Origin of the sequence: Pseudomonas sp. CFBP 8771 (assembly GCF_014841695.1) — a bacterium.
In the GTDB taxonomy this organism is placed as follows: Bacteria; Pseudomonadota; Gammaproteobacteria; order Pseudomonadales; family Pseudomonadaceae; genus Aquipseudomonas; species Aquipseudomonas baltica.
The window spans coordinates 433,579-454,389 of sequence record NZ_JACYUJ010000003.1 but is presented as its reverse complement, the minus strand read 5'-3'; the positions used below and the strand labels follow the sequence as shown (position 1 = coordinate 454,389).

Below are 20,811 nucleotides of genomic sequence, written 5' to 3'. Positions count from 1 at the left end.
GCAGGGCAGGGGCACTCGATGAGTGCCCCGACAGGGTTCAGAAGACCAGCTTGAACAGGCCGATGACCACGACCAGGCCGATCAGGAAGATGATACCGACGGTACTGCCAAGAAACTTCAACATGGGATGACTCACATCAATGGGTGTTACTGCTCTAGACAGCGGCCCTCGGCGCTCGTTTCATCCAATGTCGATCGGTGATCCCGGTCCGTTGCTTTGCAGTGGCCAAGGCCGGGCACTGCCCAGCCTTGTTGTGCGGTACCTCAAAGCGCCGGAATGACGCCTGCGGTGGACTCGACAACCGGGGCTTCGATGGTCGGCTCGCCAGGCGTGAGAATGACCTTGCGGCAGTCCTCCTGTTTCTTGTCGAAGATCTTGTAGCCTTCGGCGGCCTGCTCCAGCGACATGCGGTGGGTAATGATGGTTTCAGGCGTCAGGCGGCCCGCTTCGATGTGCTCGAGCAGCTCCGGCAGATAGCGCTGCACGTGGGTCTGGCCCATGCGGAAGGTCAGGCCCTTGTCGAACGCATCGCCGAACAGGAAGCCGTGGATGAACCCGGCGTACACACCCGGCACGCTGACTACGCCACCACGGCGCACAGCGGCAATGCACTGACGCAGTGCCTTGCCGCTGCTGCCTTCCAGCTTCAATGCCGCCAGCACGGTTTCGGTGGTGCTGCCCTTGGCTTCGAAACCCACCGCATCCACTACGCCGTCGACACCTCGTGAGCCGGGGGTCTGGCGAATGATGGTGTCGGCAGGGTCATCGTCTTCATCGAAGTTGATCGGAATCACGCCGTAGGCCTGTTGCGCATACGCCAGGCGGTAGGGATGGTGATCGACCATGAAGATACGCTCGGCGCCGAGCATCCGCGCCACGGCGGCGCACAGCAGCCCGACGGGACCGGCGCCGTAGATGGCAATGCTTGAACCCTGGCCGATCTCGGTGTTCTTCACTGCCTGGAAAGCGGTAGGCAGGATGTCGGAAAGAAACAGCACCTTCTCGTCGGCCAGAGTGCCCGGCACCTTGAACGGCCCGGTATTGGCCTTGGGCACACGGACGTACTCGGCTTGCCCGCCGGGCACGCCGCCGTAAAGGTGGCTGAAGCCGAACAACGCCGCGCCTGGCGGAATCGACTTCTTGTTCAGAATTGCCCCGCGGCCGGTATTGGTCGTCTCGCACGCGGCGAACTGGTCCAGGTTGCAGAAGAAACAGCTGCCACAGGCAATCACGAAGGGGATGACCACCCGGTCGCCGGGGCTGACTGCAGTGACGCCGGTACCGACTTCCTCGACCACACCCATGAACTCGTGGCCGAAGATGTCGCCGTGTTCGACCGTGGGTATCTTGCCGCGATACAGGTGCAGGTCCGAGCCGCAGATGGCGGTGGCCGTGACGCGCAGAATGATGTCATCGGCATCCTGCAGCTGGGGGTCGGGAACGGTGTCGACCTTGACGTCGTGAGCGCCGTGGTAGGTAAGTGCTCTCATGTTCTTCAGCCTCTTGATCAGGGATGGTTATCAGCAGAGGGATACCAAAACCGGGAAGTTCAAGCGGATATGCTCAGCGGAATCAGGAATCATTCCGATGTTCGATGAGTGAGCGAGGGTGCGGCGAGGGGGATTGCGGATTGGCTGCGGGGGGTTGCGTGGGCAACCCCCGGCATGGTCCTGCAACAGCGGATGATACCAAGGCGATGAAGCGAAGCACAGATCGGACGGCTCAATGAGCCGTTTCGATTCCCAGTTCTTCACGTGCCTGCTGGCCGGACGGCCTCCAGCGCACATCGGTAATACCATACTGCTCGGCCTTGGGCTTGCTGACTTTCTGCACCCGTTCGCGGCCGAACTTGGGGATGACACCGACCCCTGCATCACAACTTGCCCAATGCCAGGCATCGGCATTGTTCAGGGTCGGTAGACGGATGATGAACGACTTTTCCGCTCCATGGAGCCGGTAGTCAATGATGAACAGTGTTGGGTTCGGCATGGTGATCTCCTGCGTTGACTCATCATTGAGTTGTGATACGCAGGAAAGATTCAGAAAATGTGTGGCACAGCGACGAGTTGTCGCTTGCCTGGCGAGCCCTCTGCAATCAGGTGTGCGAGTCCCACTCGACGGCAGGCATCACTTCCAGTGGCGCATGGGAACCCTTGCCACGAATTTCGTTGACCGCATACAGCACCAGCAGGCGAAACGTGGTGCTGTCCTTGTATTCATGGGGCGACAGGCTGCGCATCACTTGCGCGGGGACATTGGGGTCGATCAGGGTCAGGTTGAGCAGCCCTTCTTCCATGTGGGTTTCATGTTTGAGGGGCGGGTCGAGCCCTGCTAGTACCGCTTCGATGGAAGCCATGGAGTCACCCTTGACGGTCGATGTTGAGAAGGCAGGGGAATAAACCGGCTGAAATTGCCCGGGGCTGTAAAAGCTATAGCTGATGTTGGCCGAAACCGCCTCCCTGCTGCCATTGGTTTTTCCACGGCTCGGCCGCAGCCGCCACTTCCATGCTCGAGAGCGTCCGGCTGCTTTTTCCTGTGCCCTGGTCGATGCTTTTGAGTAAGCTGGCGGCACGTGCAATGGATGCAACGGAGGCTGGCTAGCGATGACGGAAGACCAGGCTAACTACAAGCGGCTGCTGACGCTGATAGAGAGCGCCCAATGGCAGGCATTCGGCAGCGAGGACGGTTTCGCCCTGCGCGCTTTGCTGCTGGTCGGTTACGTGGTTACCACGGTCACCCCAGATAGCCGGACGCGGCTGGCCCTCACCGTGCGCGGCACCCGCTATCTCGAGGAACTGCGCAGCGAAGTCTGACCGCTGCGGGGCATTTCACCCACCAATGTGCTCATTGGGCCATCACGAGCGTCAATCCTCCCCAACGGGCCCGAGGCTGGGGCCGCGCCGCTTGCCAGACCCGGACCGTTCTCGGGTATACCGCTCTTCAAGGATCCGTTCCATGCCGCAACCCTCTGCGCCCCGTCTTCATGTCGGGGGCCGTCCCCACTGCCTGTCTTCGACCGCCATGTCACGCTCGCCCCGATGGCCTGCCTTGGGCCTGGCAGCCGTGTTCGGCGCACCTGCGTGCGCCGTCGCGGCCCCAGTCATGGAGTTGCCGGCTGTCGAGGTCAGCGAGGCCCGCGTGAGCGAGCTGGACGAGGCAGGTCTGGCATTGCACTCGGTCCCGGGCGGTACCAATCTGATCGACGCCGAAGCGAGTGAGCGCGGGCGGCTGGCGGGCAACGAAGACCTGTTCAGGAATCAGGCAGGCATCTATGCCCGCGCTGCCAACAACGAGGGTGCGAAAATCTCCATCCGTGGTTCGGGCATCAACCGCGGTCCCGGCGCGCATTCTTCGGGGCTGTACCAGATGTTCGACGGCCTGCCGCTGACCGGCCCTGGTGGCACGCCTTATGAGTTGCTCGAACCGCTGTGGCTGAGCCGTGTCGAGGTGCTGCGCGGAGCCAATGGCTTCGACCGTGGCGCGCTGGCCCTGGGCGGCGCCATCAACTATGTCACGCGTACCGGCTACGACGCCGCCAGATTGCAGCTGCGCTACGAAGTGGGCAGCCATGGCTACAGCAAGCGCCAGGTCAGTTCCGGCCAGGTTCTGGGGGATGCCGACTATTATTTCAGCGTGACCGATTCCAGCTACGACGGCTTCCAGGACCAGAGCGCCGGCGGCAGCCGTGGCGCTGCAGGCAACTTCGGCTATCGCTTCAGCCCGCAGTTGGAGACCCGGTTTTTCTTCCGCTATCGCGAGACCGACAACGACACGCCCGGCAGACTGACCCGCGGGCAGATCGCCCACGACCCTCGCGCGGCCAATGGCTTGAACCTGGCGCGCGACTCCAAGCGCATCCAGCCGGGCAGTACCTGGCTGGCCAACAAGACCACCTGGCACCTGGATGACGGTGCCCGCCTCGAAGCCGGGGTGGTCTATCACGACTACCCGATGGACCTGCGCGAAGGCACCAATCGGATGAAGGTGGCCTACACCGATGTCAGCGGCACGTTGAACTATGTGCGCCAGGACGACCTGCTCGGGCATGTCAGCAAGACCACAGTGGGGTGGCGCAGCACCAAGGCATTGCCCAATTCCGGAGTGTCGGAATTCGTCCGCGTGCCGGTCGGCAACACGGCTGGGTATACACCTGGCACGCGGACCCGCGATTACAGCTACCAAGGCTCCGACCATACGCTGTACGTCAGCAACGAACTGGAGCTGCTGCCGGACCTCTGGCTGACCAGTGGACTGGCCGCCCTATACACGCGTCGCGAGACGGAAGTCAGTTACCCGGTGACCAACGACCGCGTCAGCCTGCATGCCTGGGACTACGCGCCACGCCTGGGCCTGCGCTACGACTACAGCCCGCAGTTGCAGGTGTTCGGCAACCTCAGTCGTTCGGTGGAACCGCCGCACCCGTGGTCGATGATCTGGGGCTCCAACCGCTACTTCGCGGTGGGCAGCGGTGCGGCCACGGGTTTGCAGAGCAACGGCGTCGAACTCGACAACCAGAGCGCGACCACCCTGGAACTGGGCGGGCGAGGGGAGGCCTGGTTCGGCCAATGGGACCTGGCCTGGTATTACTCGCAGGTGCGTCACGAACTGCTCAGCGTCGAGACCCAGGCCGCCACGGCCACGCGCTCGCAAGTGATTGGCGAGGCCAATGCCAGCCCGACGGTGCATCAAGGTATCGAGCTGGCACTGGACAGCCCCTTGTGGGACGGCCACCAGGCCGGCCGCCTGGCACTGCGGCAAACCTATACCTACAGTGACTTCCACTACCGTAACGATGCGCGGTTCGGTGACAACCGTCTGCCCGGCCTGCCCGAGCATTACTATCAGGCCGAACTGCGCTACGACCACCCCAGCGGTGTGTACACCGGCCTCAACGTGCAACACGCCTCACGCATTGCCGTGGACTACGCCAATTCCTATTACGCGGCGCCGTATACCCTGTTCGGTGCCAGCCTGGGCTACGCCGCGCCGGGCGACACCTGGCAAACCTGGCTGGACGTTCGCAACCTGACCAACAAACGCTATGCCAGCACCGTCACTCCGGGCTATGACGATCAGGGCCGTGACGTGGCGCGCTCGACCCCCGGCGACGGCCTGGGTGTCTACGCGGGCATTTCCTGGACCTTGCGCTGACCAAGCGATGAGCAGGCGGCCAGGGTCGCGCCGGTTGCGTTAAGATAGTGGCCTACCCGCTTTGGCAGAGAGCAGCAGTGATCCTCAACAGCCTGGTTTTTTTCATCACCTTGGCGGCCATGGAAGGCGTTGCCTACCTGGCCCACAAGTACCTCATGCATGGTTGGGGCTGGGGCTGGCATCGTTCCCATCACGAGCCCCGCACCGGCTGGTTCGAGAAGAACGACCTGTACGCGGTGGTGTTCGCAGGGCTGGCAATCGTGCTGATTGCCCTGGGGACCCAGGGCCTGCATCCGCTGGAGTGGATCGGCGCGGGCATGACTGCCTATGGCGCACTGTATTTCGTGGTTCACGATGGGCTGGTGCACCGGCGCTGGCCGTTCCACCTGGTGCCCCGGCGTGGTTACCTCAAGCGCCTCTACCAGGCGCACTTGATGCACCACGCGGTAGAGGGCAAGGAGCGCTGCGTCTCCTTCGGCTTTCTGTTCGCGCCTTCTACGACGCGTTTGCGTGCTCAGCTTCGCGCACTGCACCAGGGGCCGCTGCGCAAGGCGGACGAGGCCGACTCCACAGCTGCGCAGGGCGCTGCGGCCACTGCCGCCAGCGAGCGCTGACGGCGCGCCATCCGCCCTGGCTCACGGCTGCCAGCTTCTCCGCCTTCGAGGTTGAAATGCGGGCATCCCAGGCATGGCTGCCCGCCGCAACCACCTTCACGCCGATCTGTCGGTACACCGCGGCGGCGGTCGCCACGGCCCAGGCCGAGCGCCAGGGCAGGGCCGCCAGGCCGGCCTGGGCGCTGGCGTAGTAGGGTTCGGCCAGGTTGACCAGGCGCTGGGCGAGCACTGCCACGGCCGGTCGGTGCTCAGGCGCGGCCAGTGCCTGCAGCGGAATGTTCAACTCGTCCAACCACTGCGCGGGCAGGTAGCAGCGGCCGATACGCGCGTCTTCGACGATGTCTCGGGCAATATTGGTCAGCTGGAACGCCAGCCCCAGGTCACAGGCCCGATCCAGGGTGCGTGGATCGTCAGTGCCCATGACCCGCGCCATCATCAGGCCGACCACGCCAGCCACGTGGTAGCAGTACTGCAGCGTGTCGTCCTGGGTGTGATAGCGGCGGTCCACCACGTCCATTTCAAACCCGGCCAGGTGTTCCATTGCGTTGTGTTCGGGAATGCCGTGCTCGCGCACGACCTCGGCGAACGCGGCAAACGCTGGTTCGCCGGCAGGCTCCCCGGCGTACACCGCACGGGTCTGGGCCTGCAGCAGGGCCAGCCGCCGCTGCGCTTCCTCAGCGCTGATCGATACCGCGTCGTGGCCGGCCTGTTGTCCGTCGATCACGTCGTCGCAATGGCGGCACCAGGCATACAGCATCACCGCACTGCGCCGCGTGCGTTCGTCGAACAGTTTGGCGGCTGCAGCGAAGCTTTTCGAACCCACGGCGATGCTCTGCTCGGCATGTTCGCGCAGCGCCGGATCCGGCGCCGGCGTGCTCATGAATGCAGGTCCGCGATCATCAGCCCGGCAGTCGCCTTGGCCGAGCCGATCACACCCGGCACCCCGGCGCCTGGATGGGTGCCGGCACCGACCAGATAGACGTTGTTCAACTGCGCATCGCGGTTGTGCGGGCGGAACCAGGCACTTTGCTGCAGCACCGGCTCGAGCGAAAACGCCGAGCCCAGGTGCGCGTTGAGTTCGGTCTGGAAATCATCCGGGGTGAAGATGCGGCAGGTGACCAGATCTTCGCGCAAGCCGGGAATGTAGTGCTCTTCCAGGTATTCGAAAATCCGGTCGCGGTACAGCGGGCCCTGCACCGACCAGTCGATGGCTGCATTGCCCAGGTGTGGAACCGGCGACAATACGTAGTGGCTCGAACAGCCCGGTGGCGCCAGGCTGGGGTCGGTGATGCAGGGCGCATGCAGGTACAGGGAGAAATCCGTCGCCAGTTCGGCGCCGTTGAAAATCTCGTGGATCAACGCCTGGTAGCGCGCACCGAAGCACACCGTGTGATGTTGCAACTGCGGTTGTGGGCGCTTCAGGCCGAAATGGATGACGAACAGCGAGTTGCTGAAGCGCTTGCCCTTGAGGCGCTTGCCCTCGCGTCGACCGCGCGGGTGCTCGCCCAGCAGGTCGGCGTAGGTATGCACCACGTCGGCGTTCGAGGCCAGGCAGTCGGCGCGCCAGCTGCGGCCGTCGCGCGCATGCACTGCCGTGGCCCGATCGTGCTCGACGTCGATCTTCGCCACTTCGGCATTCAACTCCACGGTACCGCCCAGGTCCTGAAACAGCTTGACCATGCCTTGCACCAGCGCGCCGGTGCCGCCCTTGGGAAACCACACGCCCCATTCGCGTTCCAGGGCATGGATCAGGGTGTAGATGGACGAGGTGGCGAACGGGTTGCCGCCCACCAGCAGCGAGTGGAACGAGAATGCCTGGCGCAACTGATCATGCTCGATGAAGCTTGAAACCATCGAGTAGACGCTGCGCCACGCCTGCAACCGAGCCAGTTGCGGACCCGCCTGGAGCATGTCGCGAAACGACAGGAAGGGCACCGCGCCAAGCTTGAGGTAGCCTTCCTTGAACACCGCCTGGGAGTAGGCCAGGAAGCGCTGGTAGCCGGCGACGTCCGGTGGGTTCAGGGCATGGATCTGGCGGTCCAGTTCGGCCTGGTCGTTGGCGTAGTCGAACTTCGTGCCGTCTTCCCAGCACAGCCGGTAGAACGGCTTGACCGGCAGCAGATCGACGTAGTCGGCCATGCGCTTGCCACTGAGGGTGAACAGTTCTTCGATGGCCGAAGGATCGGTGATCACGGTCGGGCCGGCGTCGAAGGTGAAGCCCTGGTCGCGGTAGACATAGGCTCGGCCTCCGGGCTGGTCACGCTTTTCCAGCAAGGTGGTGTGGATGCCTGCGGCCTGCAGACGGATCGCCAGGGCCAGGCCGCCGAAGCCTGCGCCGATGACGATGGCGGTTTTAGCTGGATTCATGGGGGTTCTCGAACTGCCGGGGAGAAGATCTGAGGGCGGCGCGCACGGCCTCGTCGACGGGCACGGGAGGCTTGCCGACGAGAATCCGGGCGCGGTCACGCCAGTGGTTTTGGCCTGCATAGAATCGGCTGATCAGCGCGGGCGACAAGCGGTAGAAGCGTTGCATCACCCGCCAGCGATCCTGAGGCTTGCCGGCCAGGAACAACATGCGGTTGAGCAGGCGATAGAAACCCTGCGCCTGCCATTGCTGGCGTGCATGTTCGCGGATACCCGTGAACAGGCGGTCGGCGTCCAGGTCGGTCTGCTCCGCCAGCCACTGGGCCAGGCGCACAGCATGGGGCAGCGAATAGCCTGTGGTGCAGTGAAACAGGCCGGCGCGCAGGCCGGAAAGGGGTTGGCCGGCGGCTTGCTGCCAGAACGCATCGAAATCGCCGGCCAGGGTGATCGGCAGCACGCCCTGTTCTTCGCGCAGGCACTCGGCGATTGTCCAGCCCTGCCAGCGCACGTAGTCGGCGATATGCTCGCGCAACTGATCGCAGCTCAAGGTGTGGCGATCCACGTAATGGGTGTCTTCGACCAGCACCGTATCGGCCGAAAAGGGCAGCACGTAGACGAAGCGATAGCCTTCGCCCTGGCTGACCCGCGCGTCCATGATGATTGGCCCCAGCAGGCCGTGGGGCTGTTGCAGGCGCAGCAGCTGGCCGACGAATGCCTGCTGGCCCAGCACCAGGTGGCGGCTGGGCTGCACGCCGCGGCCGTCGATCACCGCCTGGGCCTGCAGCGTCTCGCCACTGGCCAGGCGCACGTGTCGCGGGCCCAGTTCGGCAATGGTTTCGCCCAGGCGCAGGCTCGAGCTCAGGGCCTGGGTGATGACCTCGGCAAAGCGCTCGCTGGTGATGCTGGCGTAGCCGCTGTCGAGTCGCCGCGAGACCTCGGCGAAATGTACCTGGTAGCAAGGCCAGCGCTTGACCACCAGGGGTTCGATCCAGTGGTGCTGCTCGGCGCTCAGGTCGCCATCGTGGAACGACCAGGTATGGTTGCCGCCCAGGCTCTGCTGCGAATCGATGCACAGTACCTTCAGTTCTGGGCGCACCTGGCGCAGTCGCCAGGCTATCAGGCCATTGGCCAGGCCGGCACCGGCGAGGATCAGGTCGTAGGTCATAACGGGGCTCCGGCCACTACGGGTTGCCGCGTGCGCACTGCGGTTTCGACGACAGCCGCCGCCTTGGCCGTGCCACCCGCGCTGGCCAGTTCTGCCTTCAAGCGGGCAAAGGCCGGTGTCGGCATGTCGAGTACCTCGCGCAGCACCTGGGCAATGCGCGAAGACCGCGCGCGGCGTTGCAAATGGCGGCCGAGGCTGTGATGGCGCACCCGCGCCGCCACGCCTGGCTGGTCGAAGGCGATGGGCATCACCAGCATGGGCGTCGAGCTGGCGATGGCATCCATGACCGTATTCAACCCGCCGTGGGTGATCACCGCATCGGCCTGCTCCAGGGCCCACTGCTGCGGGGCGAAATCGGTCACCCATGTTGCGCCCAAGCGGTGCAGGCGTTGCTCCGCAGCAGGGTCGAGCAGGCCGCAGTGGGCTATCAGCAATTGCACGTCGAGGTGGCGGCAGGCCTTGGCCATCTGCTCGAACATGCCCAGGCGCTGGCCTTGCAGCGTGCCCAGGCTGGCGAAGACGAACGGGCGTTGCGGGTCGATTGGCCAGTGCCCCTGGCCCTGAATGGCAGCGTTGCGCAGCGGGCCGACGGCGTGCAGGTGGGGCGGGGCGTGCTGGCGGGGAAAGTCGAAGCCGGCCAGGGTCTGGCTGATCTGCGCCAGTGGCGAAAGACATTCGTGCAACGCACTGCGTGGCGCCAGGCCGAGGGTTTTCGCAGCGCTCTGGATGGCGCGCGCATGGGGCTTCATCAACCAATCGTAGACCTGGGTGCTGCCGCGGTACATGTGCAGGCTGCGCTCGTCCGTGGCATAGGCGAAGGGCATCACCGGCAACGGCAGGCCCGGCTCACGGTTGACCGGCAGCGCGCAGGCGATCGACACGAAAGGCAGCCCCAGGCTTTCCGCGACCAGGCCGCCGGCAGCCTCCATCTGGTCGCACAGCAGCGCGTCGACGCCGTGTTGCGCCAAGGCTGCCGGCAGCTCGTCGCAGAACATGCGGGTGGTCGCTGCCAATTGCTCGATGATCTGCCGCAGGCCCCACGGTGTGCCTGGGTTTGCCGCCAGACGCAGGCTGCGCTGCAGGCTGCCGGGCGGATGGCTGGCCTGGCCCAGCACTGCGAAGCCGATACCGGGAGCCGTGACCCAGCGCGCGGCGTCCGCCTGGTGGAAGAACGTCACACGGTGGCCTCGTCGCATCAGTTCCTCGGCCAAAGCCTGCAGGGCGTGAAAATGACTGTAGTAGGCGGGCGCCACGACGCCGAAGTGGCTCATCGAGGCAGGGCCTGCGGACCCAGCAGGCGGGCATGGCGCAGGCCCGTCAGATTGGCCGAGCCGGTACAGAAACAGGCCACGCGCAGTTGGCGGATGACCACCTCGAAGTGTTCGATGACCGCTTCGGTGGACAGCGTTGCGCCTGGCAGCACGGCAGCGGCCTGGCCAACGATGTCCGCGCCCAGGCGAATGGCCTTGGCTGCATCGACGCCATCGCGGACGCCGCCCGAGGCAATCAAGCGTACCTGGGGCAAGGCCTGGCGCACGGTCTGGATGCAGGTCGCCGTGGGAATGCCCCAGCCGGCGAATGCCATGGCCACCGCACGGTCGGCCGCGCGGGTGGCACGTTCACCTTCCACTGCGGCCCAGCTGGTACCGCCTGCGCCCGCCACATCGATGACCTGCACGCCGGCCTCGACCAAGGTCTTCGCGACGCTGGCCGAGAGTCCGGCGCCGACTTCCTTGATCACCACCGGTACTTTCAGAACAGTCACTGCACGGGCGATCTGCGCCAGCACGCCGCGCCAGTGCCGGTCGCCTTCGGGCTGCACCGCTTCCTGCAACGGGTTGAGATGAATGATCAGGCCGTTGGCTTCGAGGGTGTCGACCGCACGATGGGCGAGGTCCATGCCGTCTTTCTCGAGCAACTGCGCTGCACCGATGTTGGCCAGTAGTGGGATGTCCGGGGCGATGCGCCGCAGGTCGCGGGTGAGCCCCTGGTCGTTGCCGGTCTGCAGGCTGACCCGCTGCGAGCCGACACCCATGGCGATGCCCAGCGCCTGCGCCGCTTCGGCGAGGTGACGGTTGATCGCCACGGAGCGCAGGGCGCCACCGGTCATGGAACTGATCAGCAAGGGTGCGCGCAGGGCGATGTCGAGCAACGAGCTGCTCAGGTCGATGTCTGCCAGGTCCAGTTCGGGCAGCGCACAGTGTTCGAACTGGACCACGTCCCAGCCGGCGCCCGCCCGTGTACCGGCCCTGAGCGGGTCCAGAACGATGTCCAGGTGGTCATCCTTGCGTCGACTCAACTCGTCGTGCTTCATGTCAGCTCCATTGCTCAGGAATCATTTACGGCCGCCTGCGGTCTGTCCATGGTAGAGAGTTGTACGGCGTGCTCATATTCGCATAACGTATGTCCATCTTCACAGGCTCAGGCATCGGCGCTGCGCAGTCGTTCCTTGTTTAGGAGCCCAGCTGCCCGCGCCAGGCCATGCCGATACCTCGTCTCCGGCGGCCGCAGGACTCGAAACAAGAACAGAGGGAACGATGACAGCTGACACGTCTGCGACCAGCGATAGCGGTTTCACCGAGCACATGGCCTTGTTGCGCACGACCATCGAAGCGCGCCTGGACGCCTTGCTGCCCACGGCGAGCAATGAGCGCGACCTGGTGGCCACGGCGATGCGCGATGGTGCCCTGGCGCCGGGCAAGCGCATGCGTCCGATCCTGTTGATCCTGGCGTCGAACGGCTTGGGAGCCAGCGACCAGGCGGCCCTGGATCTGGGCTGCGCGGTGGAAATGGTCCACGCCGCATCGCTGGTGCTCGATGACATGCCCTGCATGGACGACGCCAGGCTGCGCCGGGGCCGTGTCACCACGCACCTGGCGTTTGGCGAAGACGTTGCCATTCTGGCTGCAGTGGCGCTGTTGTCGCGGGCCTTCGCCGTGGTGGCGGGCATCGACGGGCTGAAGCCTTCGATTCGAACCCAGTTGGTGGAAATACTGGCCAACGCCATCGGTGCTCAAGGTCTGGCCCGGGGTCAGCTGCAAGACCTGCGCGAAGGCCTGCACCCGCGCACCGCAGAGGAAATTGCCGCCACCAACAACCTCAAGACCGGCGTGCTGTTCAGCGCAATCATGGACATGGCCTACCTGATCAGCGATGCACCACCGCCTACACGCGCCGTGCTGCAGTGCTTTGCCCTGGAACTGGGGCAGGCCTTCCAACTGTACGACGATCTTCATGATCACAGCCCAGCCACGGCCAAGGACCAGGGCAAGGACGACGGCAAGTCGACCTTCATGGCGCTGTGCGGTGAGGATGAAGTAAAGCGGCGCCTGCAGGAACACCTGGACAAGGCTCGCGCCTGCCTGGCCGACGCCTATGCGCAGGATGATCACATCAGCCGCTTCCTGCAGCTGATATTCGTCAAAGCCGCTACCTGCGCGTGACCTTCACCTGTCAGTACTCCTTTTCCCGAATTATGCCCCTTCACGACAAAGGGCATCGAGTACGCTCGATGCCCTTTGCTGTTCGATCAGGTTGAAGGTCTGCGCTACCTGATCGTCAGGCGTGCGGGTTGCTGCCTTTCTCCGCATCGTGTTTCTTCGCGGCGTCGACGCCTGCGCTGCTCAGCTTGATCGGGTATTCGAGCGCGGGTTCGTGGTCTTCGACCGTGACCGGCTTGCCCTGGATCAGGCCTTTTTCCTGCAGCGTCTTGATCATTCCGGCCACTGCCTTCTCGCCGCGGTAATTGTCGAGAATTTCCTTGCCCAGGCCGTGGGGATGCGCGTGCAGCAAACGGGTGAGTACTTCGTGCTCAAGTTCGACGTTGCTCATGAATGCCTCTCTGACTGCTGAATGAAAATGCATCGGTTACGCCATTGTGACTCGGTCAGGCGCGAGAGATTCCTTGCGTCTGCAATCATGCCTGCACAGGCGCCGCACAAAAAAAACAAACTTTTGCGCCGACAAGGAAGTCGACTTTGCACGCGTATCCATTTCGAGGGATGTTTTCGCAACGCATTTTTTGCGCACCTTTTCTTTACCAACCTATGGAGATACCCATGGCCAACTATCCAACTCCGCCGTTCGAGCCGCAGCAGCAATCGGTACCTGGCACGCAGTCGAAGATGAATCCCGTTCCCGACTGTGGCGAAACCAGCTACAAGGGCTCAGGACGGATGGCCAACAAGGTCGCCCTGATCACCGGTGGCGACAGCGGCATTGGCCGCGCTGTGGCGATTGCCTATGCCCGCGAAGGCGCTGACGTGGTGATTTCCTACCTCGATGAGCATGAGGACGCCAAGGACACCGCCCGTTACGTCGAGGAAGCCGGACGCCAGTGCCTGCTGCTGCCAGGCGATCTGGCCGAGAAAGAGCAGTGCCTGGCCATCGTGGCGAAGACTGTCGAGCGTTTCGGCCGTATCGACGTTCTGGTCAACAACGCCGCGTTCCAGATGAGCCACGAAACCCTGGACGAGATTCCTGACGAGGAGTGGGTGCGTACCTTCGATATCAACATCACGGCGATGTTTCGTATCTGCAAGGCAGCAGTGCCGCACATGCCGTCCGGCGGTTCGATCATCAACACTAGCTCGGTCAACTCGGACATGCCCAAGCCGACCCTGCTGCCCTACGCGACCACCAAGGGCGCGATTGCCAACTTCACCGCGGGCCTGGCGCAGTTGCTGGGCAAGAAAAACATTCGCGTGAACAGCGTGGCACCGGGCCCGATCTGGACGCCATTGATTCCGGCGACCATGCCGCCGGACGCAGTGAAGACCTTCGGCGAAGAAACCCCGCTGGGTCGCCCGGGGCAGCCGGTGGAAGTGTCGCCTATCTATGTGCTGCTGGGGTCGGATGAGAGCAGCTATATCTCCGGTTCGCGCTATGCAGTGACTGGGGGCAAGCCTATTCTGTAAGGCTGCGCCCGGTTGGCGGTCCTTGTTTTGTCCGCTCGGGCCTCTTCGCGGGCAGAGGGCTCGCCGCCCGCCCCGCTCCCACATACTCCCAAGTCCACCCGGGATTCCTGTGGGAGCGGGCTCTGCCCGCGAATGGGCCCTCAAGCCATACACAAAGATCAAACCACATGCGCTGACTTCAGCTGAGTCAGCGCCTGTATTCTCAGCTCAGCCAACACCGGATCCCGCCGATCCCTCGGCTGCGCCAGATCCACATCGATCCCACCGCCTATACCACTGCCCCGATGCCCCATTACCAACACCCGATCACTCAGATATAGCGCCTCATCCACGTCATGAGTCACCAGCAACAACGCGATGTCATGGCGCTCAGCCAAGTCCAGCAACAAATCCTGCAGCTTCATTCGGGTGAATGCATCCACGGCACTGAACGGCTCGTCCAGCAGCAACACCTTGGGCCTGGAATAAAGCCCACGGGCGATCGCCACCCGCTGCGCCATGCCGCCAGACAATGCCTTGGGCAGCGCCTTGGCAAACCCGCCCAGTCCCACTTCGTCTATCAGTTGCCGCACCCAGGCCGGGTCATAATGCCCATCATCGTGAAAGCCGATGTTGCGCTCTACATTCAGCCAAGGCATCAGCCGCGGTTCCTGAAACACGAACGCCACCGAGTCGCCCGCGCTGTCGAGCTCACCGGTGTAGTCCCGATCGAGCCCTGCGGCGATGCGCAGCAGCGTACTTTTGCCGCAACCACTGGGCCCCAGCAGGCTGACCCGCTCACCGGGTTGCAACTGCAGTTCCAGGTCCTTGAGCACCACGGTGTCGCCGAATGCCTTGCGCCGGACACGGAGGCTCAACAGGGCATCGTTCATGAGCGGTTCCCCGAGGCTTCGCCGGTGAATGCATCGCGCCAGCTGACGCAGCGTCGCTCGAGGGCCGCAAGCAGGCCATCGCTGAGCTTGCCGAGCACCGCCAGGGCGAGGATCGCTGCCAGAACGATGTCCGGTCGCGAGGTTTCGCGTCCGTCGCTGAGCAGGTAACCCAGGCCTTTGGTCGCGGCAATCAATTCGGCGGCGACCAGAAACATCCAGGCCATGCTCAGGCCGCTGCGCAGGCCGGTGAACAATCCCGGCATGGCCGCCGGCAACAGGATACGCACGGTCAGTCGGCGGGCGTTGAAACCATACATCTGGCCGACCTCGACCAGCTTGCGGTCGATGTTGCGAATGGCGGCAACGCCGTTGACGTACACCGGAAAAAACGCACCGATAGCAATAAGCACGATCTTGGACGTCTCGTCGATGCCCAGCCACAGCAGCAACAGGGGCACCCAGGCCAGGCTCGGTATGGCGCGCAGACCCGCGAACGTAGGCTCCAGATAGGCCTCGGCTTCCCGGCTCAGGCCCACCCAGGCGGCAAATACCAGGGCCAGCGACGCACCGATGACGAAACCTGCCAGCACGCGGCCCACGCTGGCGAGCACGTGCTTGCCCAGCGCGCCCTGCGCCAGTTCGGCGAGCGTCAGTGCCACATCGCTGGGCGCCGGCATCTGGTAGGCGGGAATCCAGCCGGCCCGCACCACGACTTCCAGCACTGCGACGATCATGCAGGGCAGCAGCCAGCCCTTGGCGCCGCGTCGCCAGGCCGTCGATACACGCCCAGGGGACGATGCGGCGCCCCTGGGCAGGGCTTTTTCCGAAGTGCTCATGAATTCATGGCTTCCCGATGACGTCAGCGCTGAAGCGCGGCTCGATCAGGCGATCGACCACCTCGTTGACGTCCACGCCTTTGCGCACCAGGCCTTCGGCGGTCAGGATCGGTGCGGCAGCCTTGAGGGCTTCGACCTGCTTGGGGCCTGGCTGTGCATCGCTGAAGTCGGTACGCGACAGCTGCAGCTTGGCCACATCCAGCGGCAAGCCGGATTCCTTGGCCAGCAGCGCTGCCAGATCGTCGGGATGCTCCCGCGCCCAGGTACGTGCCTGCTCGTAGGCCTTGATGACCTGCTCGACGGTGTCGGCGTGTTCTGCCGCGAATGTTTCGGTGACGCTGATCACCCCGTAGCTGTTGAACTCGATGTTGCGATACAGCAACTGTGAGCCAGCCTGCAATTGGCTGGCCGCCAGCAACGGGTCGAGCCCGGCCCAGGCGTCGACATCGCCACGTTCCAGAGCAATGCGGCCGTCGGCATGCTGCAGGTGGACCAGCTCCACATCATCCTTGCTCAGCCCAGCCTGCTGCAGGCTGCGCAAGGTGAACAGAAAAGGGTCGGTGCCCTTGGTGGCGGCGATCTTCTTGCCCTTGAGATCGGCCACGCCCTTAATCGGCGAGTCCTTGCGCACGGCCAGGGCCGTCCATTCCGGGCGGCTGGCGATGTACACGGTCTTGATCGGGCTGCCATTGGCGCGGCTCAGCACCGCCGCAAGGCCGGCGGTCGAGGCGAAGTCGATACTGCCGCCGTTGAGGTATTCCAGGGAGCGATTGCTGCCTTGGCTGAGCACCCAGTCGACCTTGGTACCGGGCAGGGCTTTCTCCAGCCAGCCGAAATGTCGCAGCACCAGGCTGGTGGGCGAGTAGTAGGCGTAGTCCAGGCGAACCTCGGCGGGCGCTGCGGCCTGGGCGGTGCTGCCGAGGGCGGCCAGCAGCACGGCGGCACCCAGCAGGGGTTTGGACAGGCGTGAGAACAGGGTCATGGTGATCATTCCTTGGCAGGGGAGAGCCGGCTGGCACGCCGGACCCCAAGCCTAAATGATCTAAAAAACCAACTGTAAATACCTTTTGGATCTTAGCTTAGACTGCCGGCCAGTCGCTCGCGGGTCACTGACCCTCAGCGATTGACGGTCTTGGCCGGCAATGCCAGAACCAGCAGGCAACTGAGCAGCAGGCAGGCGGCGAAGATCCATAGGGCAATCTGCGGGCTGTGGAAGCGATCCATCACCACACCCATCAGGGAATTGCTGACCAGACCGGCAATGTTGGCCAGCGAACAGGCCAGGGCGAAACCGGTGGCCGCTGCGGTGCCCTTGAGAAAGGTCGCCGGCAGGCTGAAGAACACCGGCACTGCGCCAATGATGGCCAGCGAAGCCACCGAGAACAGCAGGACCGTGATCGCCACGTTCTGGGTGAAGAAGGTGCTGAGAAACATCGCTGCGGCGCCGACGATGAAAGGCACGATGATGTGCCAGCGCCGCTCGCGGTATCGGTCCGAACTGGCGCCGATGGCCAGCATGCCGATCAGCCCGGCAAGGCTGGGAATGGCCACCAGCAGGCCGATGTCGCCGGCATTCGCCACCCCGGCATTGCGAATGAACGTGGGCAGCCAGAACCCCATAGCGTAGGCGCTCAGCAGAATCGAGAAATCGATGCCGCCGAGCATCCACACCTTGATGTCGAAAAAGCCTGCACGAAACGAGTGGCCGCCGCGGTTTTCGCTCTCGTCCCTGGCCAGCACCGCCTGCAGTTGGTGTTTCTCGCGCTCGCTCAGCCATGTTGCATCGCCAATGCCATTGGGCAGGATGGCCAGGCAGAGCACGCCCAGTATCACAGTGGGAATGGCTTCGAGGAGGAACAGCCACTGCCAGTTATGCAGGCCGCCGACACCGTCGAAGCTGCCCATGATCCAGCCGGAAAGGGGGCCGCCGATCAGGCTCGACAACGGCAGGCCGATCATGAACAGGGCGATGATGCGGCTGCGTCGGTACGACGGGAACCATTGGCTCAGGTAGAACAGCACGCCCGGCAGAAACCCGGCTTCGGCGGCGCCCAGCAGAAACCGCAGAAGGTAGAAATGCCATTGGCTGGTGACGAACATGGTCAGCCCGGAGAGCACGCCCCAACTGATCATGATGCGCGCGATCCACAGGCGCGCGCCGACCTTCTGCAGCACCAGGTTGCTCGGCACCTCGAACAGGATGTAGCCGACGAAGAACAGGCCCGCGCCCAGTCCGTAGGCGGTTTCGCTCATGTGCAGGGTGTCGAGCATCTGCAGTTTGGCGAAGCCCACGTTGATGCGGTCGAGGTACGAGGCCAGGTAGCAGAAGCACAGGAACGGGATCAACCGCCAGACGATCTTGCGGTACGTTTCGGCGCTCGCGTGCTCGGGCAGGCCGGAGATGGATGACATGCAAGAACTCCTGAAGCATTGAGAAAATCGGGGATGTATCCCGTAGGAGCGGTCCATGGCCGCGAACGCCGCACTGCGGTCTGTCCGATACACCGCAGCGCCTGTTTCGCGGCCGATGACCGCTCCTACGGATGAACGCGGACCCCCGTAGGAGCGGTCCGTGGCCGCGAACGCCGAACTGCGGTCTGTCCGATACACCGCAGCGCCTGTTTCGCGGCCGATGACCGCTCCTACGGATGAATGCGGACCCTCGTAGGAGCGGTCCGTGGCCGCGAATGCCGCGCCGCGGTCTGTCCGATACACCGCAGCGCCTGTTTCGCGGTCGATGACCGCTCCTACGGATGAACGGGGACTCTCGTAGGAGCGGTCCATGGCCGCGAACGCCGCACTGCTCGGTGCGTGGCGATGATAATCGTTGCGCTCGATGCATGCAGCATGGGTGCCAGCCTGGGGGGCAAATAATCGCGTAGACTGCCGGCGTCGGCGAGCAGGTTCGCGCCGCGTCGCTTTCATCCACACGCTCGATCCGGCCATACGCCGGACGGCATCGGTCCGGGCAAGGCGGAGCATCTTCTTCTATGGCGCAGGGCATTTTTTTCTTTGTAGTCGGCCCAAGCGGAGCGGGGAAGGACTCGCTCATCGAAGGTGCCCGCGCCCGACTGGGCGGCAGCGGTCGGTACCTGTTCGCCCGGCGCACCATCACCCGCCCAAGCGGCGCACCCGGCGAAGACCACACGGGAGTGACTGCCGAGCAGTTCCAGGCCAGCGTCGCGGCCGGCGAGTTCCTGCTCAGCTGGCATGCCCACGGCCTGAGCTATGGCTTGTCTGCCGATCTGCTGCAGGTGTTGGAGGCGGGTGACCACGTCATCGCCAACGGCTCGCGCAGGATGATCCGCGAGGCCGCGGCGCGTGTGCCGCATCTGGTGGTGATCGAGGTCACTGCCGCGCCAGAGGTGCTTGCCGCGCGCATTCTGGGACGCGGGCGGGAGACCGCCGAGCAGGCCAGTGCGCGGGTGCTGCGTCAGGTGGACACACTGCCGGCGGACATCGAAACCCTGCGCGTCGACAACGACGGCACGCTGGCCGCAGGCATCGAAGGTTTCATCGATGCCGTGCAGAGCGTCGCCCGACGTCACGCCGGGCTGCCGACCAGCCATCCACTGCTGGCGCGCAAGGTCCAGGGTCACGCGCTGGACGAAACGCAGTACGAATCGTTGTTGCGCGACATCATCGAGGGTCGCTATACGGACAGCGAGATCGGCGCCTTCCTGGTGAGTGCCAGCCAGCACCTGTCGGATGCCGAGGTGATGGCCTTGGCCAGGGTGCGCACGCGATTTTCACCGATCATGCGCTGGGACCGGCCCATGGTGGTCGACAAGCACTCGATGGGCGGCGTCCCCGGTAGCCGGATTACCCTGATCGTGGTGCCGATCGTTGCGGCGCATGGGCTGGCCATGCCCAAGACCTCGTCGCGGGCGATCACTTCGGCGGCCGGCACGGCCGACGCCATGGAAGTCCTCGCCGAAGTGGAACTGACGCCTGCGCAAGTGCGTCAGTGCGTGGCCCACACCGGCGCCTGCATTGCCTGGAACGGTCGCCTCAACCATTCACATCTCGATGAGGTGATGAATACCATCACACGCCCGCTGCGCATCGACTCCACACGTTGGGCCGTGGCCTCCATTCTGTCCAAGAAACTGACTGCCGGTTCGACCCATGTCATCGTCGATCTGCCGTTCGGCCCGCGTACCAAGCTTGCAAGCCGCGAGCAAGCGCAGGCACTGGGCGAGCTGTTCGAGCAGGTCGGTGCGTTGCTGGGCCTGACCGTAGTGGCGCTCGTCACCGATGGATCGCGGCCGGTGGGGCGCGGTATCGGGCCGGCGCTCGAAGTGCGCGATGTACGCTGGGTGCTTGAAGGCGCTGTGCAGGCACCGGCCGACCTGCGCGAGAAAGCCTTGGTGTTTGCCGCGCAGATTCTGGCCTGGGACCCGCAGGTCGGCAGCGTCGCCGCGGGTCGGCGACGCGCCGAGCAGCTGTTGGACGAAGGCTGCGCCCTTGCTGCGTTCGAGCGCATGATCGACGCCCAGGGGCGCAGGGTGCCGGTGATGCCCAGCGCGCTGACCTGCGCCGTCCGTGCACCCTGCGAAGGCCACGTGGCCCGGTTCGACGGCTGGCGCCTGGCGGAAATCGCACGGTGCGCCGGGGCGCCCCGGCACAAGGGCGCCGGCATCGACCTGAAGGTAGACAAGGGCACACAAGTGGCGCCGGGCGATGTGCTCTACGTTATCCATGGCGCGAGCACTGACCGTCTGGAATGTGCGGCTCGGCTTGCCCATGCCTGCAGCGGAATCGAACTTGCGACCCCGCGCTGATCGCCGTTGCGGCGGCCGCGCCAGGCGGGCGGGTTACCGTTCGTCGGCGCAACCTCGACAAATGGAATTCGCAGGCTTTTCCGCTCTCCTAACCTGAGTGTGGGAGTC

The 20,811-nt window shown here is 64.4% G+C and carries 20 protein-coding genes; 6 read left to right on the top strand and 14 right to left on the bottom strand.

Annotation, left to right across the window (positions count from 1 at the left end; genetic code table 11):
• Positions 1 to 37: 37 nt before the first annotated feature.
• The 4 genes from IFT80_RS21860 to IFT80_RS09600 all read right to left on the bottom strand — a co-directional run bounded on the left by IFT80_RS21860 (position 38) and on the right by IFT80_RS09600 (position 2,357).
• Entirely contained in the window at positions 38 to 136 is a 99-nt protein-coding gene (locus IFT80_RS21860) for a hypothetical protein (protein ID WP_446730936.1), read from the bottom strand.
• Positions 137 to 264: 128 nt separating this feature from the next.
• A complete protein-coding gene (locus tag IFT80_RS09610) occupies positions 265 to 1,491 on the bottom strand; it encodes a zinc-dependent alcohol dehydrogenase (RefSeq protein ID WP_192137441.1) in 1,227 nt (408 codons plus the stop codon).
• Positions 1,492 to 1,723: 232 nt separating this feature from the next.
• On the bottom strand, positions 1,724 to 1,990 hold the full coding sequence (locus IFT80_RS09605; protein WP_122477350.1) for a DUF6555 family protein: 267 nt from the start codon (positions 1,988 to 1,990) through the stop codon (positions 1,724 to 1,726).
• Positions 1,991 to 2,096: 106 nt separating this feature from the next.
• On the bottom strand, positions 2,097 to 2,357 hold the full coding sequence (locus IFT80_RS09600; protein WP_163007545.1) for a hypothetical protein: 261 nt from the start codon (positions 2,355 to 2,357) through the stop codon (positions 2,097 to 2,099).
• Between the two features lie 247 nt (positions 2,358 to 2,604).
• On the opposite strand from IFT80_RS09600, the gene IFT80_RS09595 reads away from it, so the two are divergent.
• The 3 genes from IFT80_RS09595 (at position 2,605) to IFT80_RS09585 (ending at position 5,766) form a co-directional block, all read left to right on the top strand.
• Positions 2,605 to 2,814, top strand: coding sequence for a hypothetical protein (locus IFT80_RS09595; protein WP_122477353.1), 210 nt, complete (start codon positions 2,605 to 2,607; stop codon positions 2,812 to 2,814).
• Between the two features lie 208 nt (positions 2,815 to 3,022).
• Positions 3,023 to 5,152 carry a TonB-dependent receptor family protein gene (locus IFT80_RS09590; RefSeq protein WP_192137472.1) on the top strand — a complete coding sequence of 710 codons (2,130 nt, stop codon included), beginning with the start codon at positions 3,023 to 3,025 and terminating at the stop codon, positions 5,150 to 5,152.
• A 77-nt stretch (positions 5,153 to 5,229) separates the two neighbouring features.
• Entirely contained in the window at positions 5,230 to 5,766 is a 537-nt protein-coding gene (locus IFT80_RS09585; protein WP_122477356.1) for a sterol desaturase family protein, read from the top strand.
• On the opposite strand, the gene IFT80_RS09580 is transcribed toward IFT80_RS09585, so the two are convergent.
• Genes IFT80_RS09580 through fni form a run of 5 tightly spaced genes read right to left on the bottom strand, consistent with a single transcriptional unit; the run spans position 5,648 to position 11,609 of the window.
• On the bottom strand, positions 5,648 to 6,646 hold the full coding sequence (locus IFT80_RS09580; RefSeq protein ID WP_185793034.1) for a phytoene/squalene synthase family protein: 999 nt from the start codon (positions 6,644 to 6,646) through the stop codon (positions 5,648 to 5,650). The two genes, IFT80_RS09585 and IFT80_RS09580, sit on opposite strands and share 119 nt — an antisense overlap.
• A complete protein-coding gene (locus IFT80_RS09575) occupies positions 6,643 to 8,133 on the bottom strand; it encodes a phytoene desaturase (RefSeq protein WP_192103267.1) in 1,491 nt (496 codons plus the stop codon). Before IFT80_RS09575 ends, IFT80_RS09580 begins: the two co-directional genes overlap by 4 nt.
• Positions 8,120 to 9,295: a lycopene beta-cyclase CrtY gene (crtY, locus tag IFT80_RS09570; RefSeq protein ID WP_192137439.1), complete on the bottom strand. Its 1,176-nt coding sequence runs from the start codon at positions 9,293 to 9,295 to the stop codon at positions 8,120 to 8,122. Before crtY ends, IFT80_RS09575 begins: the two co-directional genes overlap by 14 nt.
• Positions 9,292 to 10,566, bottom strand: coding sequence for a glycosyltransferase (locus tag IFT80_RS09565; protein WP_192137437.1), 1,275 nt, complete (start codon positions 10,564 to 10,566; stop codon positions 9,292 to 9,294). Before IFT80_RS09565 ends, crtY begins: the two co-directional genes overlap by 4 nt.
• Positions 10,563 to 11,609, bottom strand: a complete 1,047-nt coding sequence (gene fni, locus IFT80_RS09560; RefSeq protein WP_192137435.1) for a type 2 isopentenyl-diphosphate Delta-isomerase — start codon at positions 11,607 to 11,609, stop codon at positions 10,563 to 10,565. Before fni ends, IFT80_RS09565 begins: the two co-directional genes overlap by 4 nt.
• A gap of 223 nt (positions 11,610 to 11,832) precedes the next feature.
• On the opposite strand from fni, the gene IFT80_RS09555 reads away from it, so the two are divergent.
• Positions 11,833 to 12,738: a polyprenyl synthetase family protein gene (locus IFT80_RS09555; RefSeq protein WP_185793039.1), complete on the top strand. Its 906-nt coding sequence runs from the start codon at positions 11,833 to 11,835 to the stop codon at positions 12,736 to 12,738.
• A gap of 115 nt (positions 12,739 to 12,853) precedes the next feature.
• Here the strand turns inward: IFT80_RS09555 and IFT80_RS09550 are convergent, their stop codons facing one another.
• Positions 12,854 to 13,126, bottom strand: coding sequence for a hypothetical protein (locus tag IFT80_RS09550; RefSeq protein WP_122477368.1), 273 nt, complete (start codon positions 13,124 to 13,126; stop codon positions 12,854 to 12,856).
• Between the two features lie 227 nt (positions 13,127 to 13,353).
• On the opposite strand from IFT80_RS09550, the gene IFT80_RS09545 reads away from it, so the two are divergent.
• Entirely contained in the window at positions 13,354 to 14,211 is an 858-nt protein-coding gene (locus IFT80_RS09545) for an SDR family oxidoreductase (RefSeq protein WP_122477369.1), read from the top strand.
• A 158-nt stretch (positions 14,212 to 14,369) separates the two neighbouring features.
• Here IFT80_RS09545 and IFT80_RS09540 read toward each other — a convergent pair whose 3' ends face one another.
• From IFT80_RS09540 to IFT80_RS09525, 4 genes are all read right to left on the bottom strand, one after another.
• The gene (locus IFT80_RS09540) at positions 14,370 to 15,083 is read right to left on the bottom strand and encodes an ABC transporter ATP-binding protein (RefSeq protein ID WP_192137433.1); all 714 of its coding nucleotides are present in this window, start codon (positions 15,081 to 15,083) and stop codon (positions 14,370 to 14,372) included.
• Complete coding sequence (locus tag IFT80_RS09535) at positions 15,080 to 15,919, bottom strand: ABC transporter permease (RefSeq protein WP_192059849.1); 840 nt, start codon at positions 15,917 to 15,919, stop codon at positions 15,080 to 15,082. Before IFT80_RS09535 ends, IFT80_RS09540 begins: the two co-directional genes overlap by 4 nt.
• Positions 15,920 to 15,923: 4 nt before the next feature.
• A complete protein-coding gene (locus IFT80_RS09530; RefSeq protein ID WP_192137431.1) occupies positions 15,924 to 16,901 on the bottom strand; it encodes an aliphatic sulfonate ABC transporter substrate-binding protein in 978 nt (325 codons plus the stop codon).
• Positions 16,902 to 17,035: 134 nt separating this feature from the next.
• Complete coding sequence (locus IFT80_RS09525) at positions 17,036 to 18,331, bottom strand: MFS transporter (RefSeq protein ID WP_122477376.1); 1,296 nt, start codon at positions 18,329 to 18,331, stop codon at positions 17,036 to 17,038.
• 578 nt (positions 18,332 to 18,909) lie between these two features.
• Here IFT80_RS09525 and phnN point away from each other — a divergent pair.
• Entirely contained in the window at positions 18,910 to 20,703 is a 1,794-nt protein-coding gene (gene phnN / locus IFT80_RS09520; protein ID WP_192137429.1) for a phosphonate metabolism protein/1,5-bisphosphokinase (PRPP-forming) PhnN, read from the top strand.
• The last annotated feature ends 108 nt before the right edge of the window (positions 20,704 to 20,811 follow it).